Here is a 6,219-nt window from a genome sequence, read left to right on the forward strand (position 1 = left end):
CTGACTCGTGACGCTCGTATGAAAGAACGTAAAAAATACGGTCTTAAAGGCGCTCGTCGTGCACCTCAGTTCTCAAAACGTTAATTTTACGTTTTCAAAGCTCTCGACCTTGTGTTGGGAGCTTTTTTATATTAATAAAATGCTCATACCTCCGCATACAGTAAGATAACTAAATGAACGCTTGACGGACTAAGCAAAATGCTTGCTTATAAACGGTCTCACTGTAATAATCATGATAGCTTTCATATCATTACTACGTTTGGAATCTGGTCAAAGTTCTTAATGGTTATGTCGTCAGTCCAGCTCATTCTAACCACTGGTCTCAACCTGTTAAATCTCCCTGCTGATTCTTCAACTGTATCATAGCCCGGAGGAACACTAGCTCTTTGCTAATGACACCATTTGACGAAATAAGTGTAAATCTGATGACGTAAATCACATATCTCCTTTGTGATTTTTTTGCGTTTTTATGAACTTTTTTCTAAATATACAAAGGGAAAGCGATAACAATCTAGAAATATTTGTTATACTCTATACATTAAAGTAAGGAGAACGATTCATGAATGCGTTAGTAGACCATAATAGCAAAGCCTGGGATCAAAAAGTAGAAACAGGCAATGAATGGACTGTTGCTGTTGAGCAGCATGTCATCGAACAAGCGAAAACAGGCAATTGGGATATAAGGGTAACACCAATGAAAGATGTACCGAGGGATTGGTTTCCCCCTGTCAACGGGCTGAAAGTACTCTGTTTAGCATCAGGTGGCGGCCAGCAAGGCCCGATTTTGGCAGCTGCAGGAGCGGATGTCACTGTATTAGATAACTCGGAAAAACAGCTGGATCAGGATAGAATGGTTGCTGAGCGCGATGATCTCAAGATACATACTGTCAAAGGAAGCATGGACGACCTCAGTCAATTTAAGGATGAATCATTTGATGTCATTGTACATCCTGTTGCCAATGTTTTTGTTGAGAACGTCCTCCCAGTCTGGAAGGAAGCGCACCGTGTGCTGAAAAGAAACGGTGTTCTAATCTCAGGCTTTGTAAATCCAGTCGTATTTCTGTTTGATGTAGAATTAGAACAGCAAGGGATTTTAAAAGTAAAACACTCCATTCCATATGCCGACTCAGAAGATCTTCCAAAGCATAAAGTGAAAAAACTGATTGAAAAAAATGAGGCTCTGGAATTCGGCCATTCCTTAGAAGACCAAATCAAGGGCCAGATTGATGCCGGTTTTATCGTCACTGGATTTTACGAAGATAAAGGCGGGTTTGTATTGGACCAATATATTCATACATATTCTGCAACAAGAAGCGTGAAAGTATGAAAAGCAGCGACCTATTAAAGGGGCTGTTTTTTTAATAATCACTAACAGAACATTTGTTCCGACCTCGTGGAAAGCTGCTACATCCTCTTCTTTTTATCGATTCGGCACCTTCATTTGGGCGAATTTCCAATCGAATTCGGGCATTGTTTCACTATCCAATCCTCAAAATAACCGGTAAAAGGAGAGTGAATTTGTATGGCAGAAGTACTGTCTTTTATGGATGTGAAACGCCAAAAGGATTTTGAATTAGAAAAGAACTTGCTCAAAGAACTCTCTCTGAGACAAATTATCCAGTCTGTTAAGGACTGTTTGGAACCATTATTTCCATTTTTTCATGATGAAAGAGATATTATTACCGAAGGCTGTATTGATTTTGCGATAGAAGCTTATTTGTTAGGCGGGCGTTTTGGGATATTCGGCTATTACGGAGAATCCATGCAGAGCATCAGTGCCCGCTCTGCAAGAGAAGAAGAAGAGCTTCGTATGGAGTTTTTTGATTATCTCTATAATTGGACACACGAGCAATACACAACATTTGATAAAAACACGGTTTATGAAGCAGCACGCAAGTTCATTAAAGACTGGTGGACAGAGGGGTTTGTCCAAAGAGAAAAACAGTGTAAGCTTCGCATGCGTTAATCATATTTCCCGGCCCTGTCCCATAGTTATGTAGTAACGGACAAGCGGGAGGGGAAGGGATGAGGAAAAAGCTTAAATGGCTTGGTTTTTTGCTAGGCTTTATCGTATTACTATTTCTATTCAAGTATCAGTTCAGCAATAACGATTCTTGGAAGCCATGGAGTCTGCCCTTGAGCGGGAAAATTATTTATCTGGATCCAGGTCATGGCGGGCCCGACGGCGGAGCAGTCGGCGGGAAGCTGTTAGAGAAGGATGTAACCCTGGAAGTGGCCTTTAGAGTCAGGGATTACCTTCAGGAACAAGGAGCGCTTGTCATCATGACCAGAGAAAGTGATACTGATCTCGCTCCAGAAGGAACGAAGGGCTACAGCAGACGAAAAGCAGAAGACTTAAGGCAGCGAGTTAAATTAATAAACCATTCAGAGGCTGAACTTTATATCAGCATTCATCTCAATGCGATTCCGTCACAAAAATGGAGCGGAGCCCAAAGCTTTTATTTCGGAAAATATGCGGAAAATGAGAAAGTCGCGAAATACATTCAGGATGAGTTGAGAAGAAACTTGGAAAACACAACCCGGAAAGCAAAGCGGATTCATGGTATCTACTTAATGCAAAATGTCACCAAACCGGGGGCGCTTGTAGAAGTTGGATTTTTATCCAATCCAAATGAAGCAAGGCTGCTCGGGAACTCGAAATATCAGGACAAGGTGGCATCTTCCATATATAAAGGCATTTTGCGATATTTCACAGAAAAAGGAGACCCTCCGGAGTAAAGGAGGGTTTTCTTATGGTTCTAAGCATAAGACACCCGCCATTTATGTATGATATAATAATGCTTGTAAACGAATACACAAAAGGGTGAGGTTCGATGATAAGAGAAGATGAAGTAAGAAAACTAGTCGGTGAAATGCGCGAACCTTTTCTTCAAAGACCTCTGGGAGAATTGGATGCCGTTAAGGAAATTAAAATAAAGCCTGAAAAACAGCATGTCAGTGTAAAAGTCGCTCTTGCCAAAACCGGAACTGCAGAACAAATGCAGATTCAGCAAGAGATCGTAAACGTCTTAAAAGGGGCAGGCGCTGAGACGGTCGGCCTTCGATTTGAAGAGCTGCCTGAAGAAACGGTTGCAAAATTCCGGGCGCCGTCAGCTGAGAAAAAAACATTGTTAAATATGGATAACCCACCAGTCTTTCTTGCTGTAGCAAGCGGAAAAGGCGGCGTAGGCAAATCAACTGTGTCAGTAAACCTTGCTATTTCTCTGGCTCGTCTTGGGAAAAAGGTCGGTTTAATTGATGCGGATATTTATGGCTTCAGTGTGCCGGATATGATGGGTATCACTGTGCGTCCTACTGTTGAAGGAGAGAAACTGCTTCCTGTTGAACGCTTTGGGGTAAAGGTGATGTCAATGGGCTTCTTCGTAGAAGAAAATGCTCCGGTCGTATGGAGGGGGCCAATGCTTGGCAAAATGCTAAACAACTTTTTCCACGAAGTAGAGTGGGGAGAAGTAGACTATATCGTTCTTGATCTTCCGCCTGGGACGGGGGACGTTGCTCTCGATGTACATACTATGCTTCCGAGCTGTAAAGAAATCATAGTATCGACACCGCATCCAACAGCTGCTTTTGTCGCAGCGAGAGCGGGTTCTATGGCAATTAAAACCGATCATGAGGTCGTTGGTGTCATAGAAAACATGGCTTATTATGAAAGTGCAAAGACAGGGGAAAGAGAATATGTCTTTGGAAAAGGCGGGGGAGATAAACTAGCTGAGGAACTAAACGTGCCTTTGCTCGGCAGAATCCCGTTGAAACAGCCTGATTGGGATCAGGACCAATTTGCGCCGTCTGTTTATGATGAAAATCATCCAATCGGAGAAATTTATCAGGACATTGCAAAAAAAATAGTTGCAAAAATGTCAGTGCAAGTATAAAAAAGGTGAACCGGGATTCTAGATCCCGGCTTTCCCTTTATTCACTTTCTTTGGCAGTATCTTTTGCTGCTTTTTTTAGCTCATCTTCGAACTGTTTTTTGTAAAGCGGACTAGAAAGTGTTTCGTTAATAACCTCTTCTAAATAACTGCGGAATTCTTGGCTTTTTGCCAGTTCGCTGTACTTTTTATTCATGCCCGGATCTTGCATAACGCCCATCAGCATCTTCTGGTAATCCGGATCCTTCATCAGTTTTTTAATCACTTTTTCATGCTCTGTCTGAAGAGTTTTGGCAAAGCCTTGAGCAAAATCAGTGTCTTCAAAGATGTTTTTCCAGAATTCTTCACCTTTTTTAGAGGTAAGTGTTTTTTCTATTGTTCCTTTAATCGCATCTTGGTCAATCACCAGCGCTTCATTCATCGCATCATCGTTTAATAATTCCTTAATTGCTTTCTTTCCATCATCAGTTTTTAATATATCAACAACCATTTTTTTGGTCTGATCATAGTCCATATCCGCTGCTTGGTCTTTTGGAGCGCAAGCTGTTACAGATAATAACAAAAAACAGCTCATCAATAGCATTTTGGCTTTTGACATGCTTAAGCTCCTTTCACATACTTGTCTTACTTTTAATATGATTCATCTGTTTGGAATTATACATAACAAAATATCGCGGTTTGCGATTTTTGAGGGGATGAATAAAGAAATGAAAAGCCGTGGTTTGGTTCGTTTTTTCTTTTCTATTTTAGCTGTCGGAGCGGTTATTACGAGTATTGTGGGTTTTGCTTTAAAATGGGGAGAATATAGGGGACTGTTTCTTGCTTTTGAAGCGGGACAGATTTTCTCTGTTTTATTTTGGTTTATCGGTGTAGGCATGATTTTCAGTGTGATCAGCCAAATGGGTTTTTTCGTGTTTTTAACAGTTCACCGGTTTGCGCTTGAGATATTAAGGTCCTCGTCTTTGTGGAATTTGCTTCAGCTGTTTTTCATCCTGTTTGTTGCTTTTGATTTAATGTACGTGCGTTTTTTATTTTTTGGAGAGAGCGGAGAGTCGCTGGTTGGCTATGCGTGGTTACCGGTGTTTTTATTGATCTTTGGAGTGATTACAGCTTATATAAAGCAAAAGCAGTCCTCTAAGAAAACGTTTGTGTCATCGTTGTTTTTAATGGTTGTGATTACTGCATTAGAATGGTTTCCTGCGCTAAGAGTAAATGATGAGGACTGGCTTTATTTAATGCTTTTCCCGTTAATGGCGTGTAATGCTTTCCAATTGCTGATGCTGCCGAAGTTTGCAGCAAAGTAATTACTTTACCTCTGCGGATTTGGCATCTGAATTTGCGATGAGATCACCTACGGTTACATTTTTTAATCCTTTTTCTTTAAGATGTTGGATGATATCGGGCAACGCTTCTTCTGTTTGTTTTGCCGAGTCGGAGGCGTGTAAAAGAATAATGTCTCCTCCGGAAACTTGCTTGCTCACATTATCGATGATTTTATCAACCCCGGGATTTGTCCAATCTTGAGAGTTCACACTGTAATGAACAACTGTATAATTGTATTGCTTTGCGACCGTTAGAACATTCTTATTGAATTGTCCGGTAGGGGGTCTTAATAGCTGTATGTTTTTGATCCCTAACTTTTCAAAGGCAGTTTGTGCACGGTTAATGTCTTTTTTTATTTCGCTGCTTTCTAAATTGGCATAGTTTTTATAGGCGTACCCCATGCTCCCAATTTGATGGCCATCCTTCACTATACGTGCCACTGTGTCAGGGTGGCGTTCGGCCCAAGAAGCGGAAAGGAAAAATGTCGCATTTTTAATCCCGTTCGCTTTCAAGGTGTCAAGAATGGGTTCTGCTTTCTCATCCCCCCAGCTGATATCAAACGTAAGTGCGATGTCTTTTGAATCTGTTTCTCCTTTATAAATGGCTTTAGGTCCGGTGTCAGTTGAAAACACGGGAAGCGGGACAGCTCTTTGAATGTAATAAAAGCTGGCTGCTGCAAATGCGGCGATAAGTATAATAATAAATTGTTTCACTCGTTTAATGTGCCACACATAGAAGTGATTCACTGATGAGTCCTCCTTATCTTGTCCATCATTCTTGTTTTACATTTTATGAGCATGGCCAATTGAATATAACCGATAAAATGTCGCTTAACATTCAGCTTAAATTAGGTGTTGACCTATTGATAATATCCGTGATATATTATTATTCGTCGCTGATAAACAGCCGACGTCAACTAAAAGCTTCATTAAATAGTTTGAAAAAAGTTGTTGACTTAAAAGAAGCTAAATGTTATAGTAATAAAGCTGCTTCGTTAAGCGGCAGT

General features: G+C 40.8%; 9 protein-coding genes. 7 read left to right on the forward strand and 2 right to left on the reverse strand.

The features are described 5' to 3' along the window. The 5 genes from rpsI to salA form a co-directional block, all read left to right on the forward strand. On the forward strand, nt 1-84 hold an 84-nt coding region (rpsI, locus tag RAC86_RS33770), incomplete at its 5' end, for a 30S ribosomal protein S9 (protein ID WP_377886556.1). 475 nt (nt 85-559) lie between these two features. Next, the gene (locus RAC86_RS33775) at nt 560-1,327 is read left to right on the forward strand and encodes a class I SAM-dependent methyltransferase (RefSeq protein WP_014112354.1); all 768 of its coding nucleotides are present in this window, start codon (nt 560-562) and stop codon (nt 1,325-1,327) included. Nucleotides 1,328-1,522: 195 nt separating this feature from the next. Beyond that, nucleotides 1,523-1,966 (forward strand): YbaK family protein, encoded by a 444-nt coding sequence (locus RAC86_RS33780; RefSeq protein WP_014112355.1) that lies wholly within the window; start codon nt 1,523-1,525, stop codon nt 1,964-1,966. 59 nt (nt 1,967-2,025) lie between these two features. Beyond that, nucleotides 2,026-2,739 carry an N-acetylmuramoyl-L-alanine amidase CwlD gene (gene cwlD / locus RAC86_RS33785; RefSeq protein WP_072565638.1) on the forward strand — a complete coding sequence of 238 codons (714 nt, stop codon included), beginning with the start codon at nt 2,026-2,028 and terminating at the stop codon, nt 2,737-2,739. A 95-nt stretch (nt 2,740-2,834) separates the two neighbouring features. Next, nucleotides 2,835-3,893 (forward strand): iron-sulfur carrier protein/transcriptional regulator SalA, encoded by a 1,059-nt coding sequence (gene salA / locus RAC86_RS33790; RefSeq protein WP_061188098.1) that lies wholly within the window; start codon nt 2,835-2,837, stop codon nt 3,891-3,893. Between the two features lie 37 nt (nt 3,894-3,930). Here salA and gerD read toward each other — a convergent pair whose 3' ends face one another. Further along, nucleotides 3,931-4,488, reverse strand: coding sequence for a spore germination lipoprotein GerD (gene gerD, locus RAC86_RS33795; RefSeq protein WP_014112358.1), 558 nt, complete (start codon nt 4,486-4,488; stop codon nt 3,931-3,933). Nucleotides 4,489-4,597: 109 nt separating this feature from the next. Between gerD and kbaA the strand changes: the two genes are divergently transcribed. Then, nucleotides 4,598-5,194, forward strand: a complete 597-nt coding sequence (kbaA, locus tag RAC86_RS33800; protein WP_072565639.1) for a KinB-signaling pathway activation protein — start codon at nt 4,598-4,600, stop codon at nt 5,192-5,194. Here kbaA and pdaB read toward each other — a convergent pair whose 3' ends face one another. Then, on the reverse strand, nt 5,195-5,959 hold the full coding sequence (pdaB, locus tag RAC86_RS33805; protein ID WP_072565640.1) for a polysaccharide deacetylase family sporulation protein PdaB: 765 nt from the start codon (nt 5,957-5,959) through the stop codon (nt 5,195-5,197). It abuts the gene before it with no gap. Between the two features lie 2 nt (nt 5,960-5,961). Here pdaB and RAC86_RS33810 point away from each other — a divergent pair. After that, a partial coding sequence (locus RAC86_RS33810) for a hypothetical protein (RefSeq protein WP_377886561.1) occupies nt 5,962-6,219 on the forward strand: 258 nt, incomplete at its 3' end.

It is taken from the genome of Bacillus sp. LR_5 (assembly GCF_042709275.1).

What these genes read in the sequence shown, in the direction of transcription:
- RAC86_RS33775 (WP_014112354.1), top strand. Translation starts at nt 560, where the DNA reads ATGAATGCGTTAGTAGACCATAATAGCAAAGCCTGGGATCAAAAAGTA.
- RAC86_RS33780 (WP_014112355.1), top strand. Translation starts at nt 1,523, where the DNA reads ATGGCAGAAGTACTGTCTTTTATGGATGTGAAACGCCAAAAGGATTTT.
- cwlD (WP_072565638.1), top strand. Translation starts at nt 2,026, where the DNA reads ATGAGGAAAAAGCTTAAATGGCTTGGTTTTTTGCTAGGCTTTATCGTA.
- salA (WP_061188098.1), top strand. Translation starts at nt 2,835, where the DNA reads ATGATAAGAGAAGATGAAGTAAGAAAACTAGTCGGTGAAATGCGCGAA.
- gerD (WP_014112358.1), bottom strand. Translation starts at nt 4,488, where the DNA reads ATGTCAAAAGCCAAAATGCTATTGATGAGCTGTTTTTTGTTATTATCT.
- kbaA (WP_072565639.1), top strand. Translation starts at nt 4,598, where the DNA reads ATGAAAAGCCGTGGTTTGGTTCGTTTTTTCTTTTCTATTTTAGCTGTC.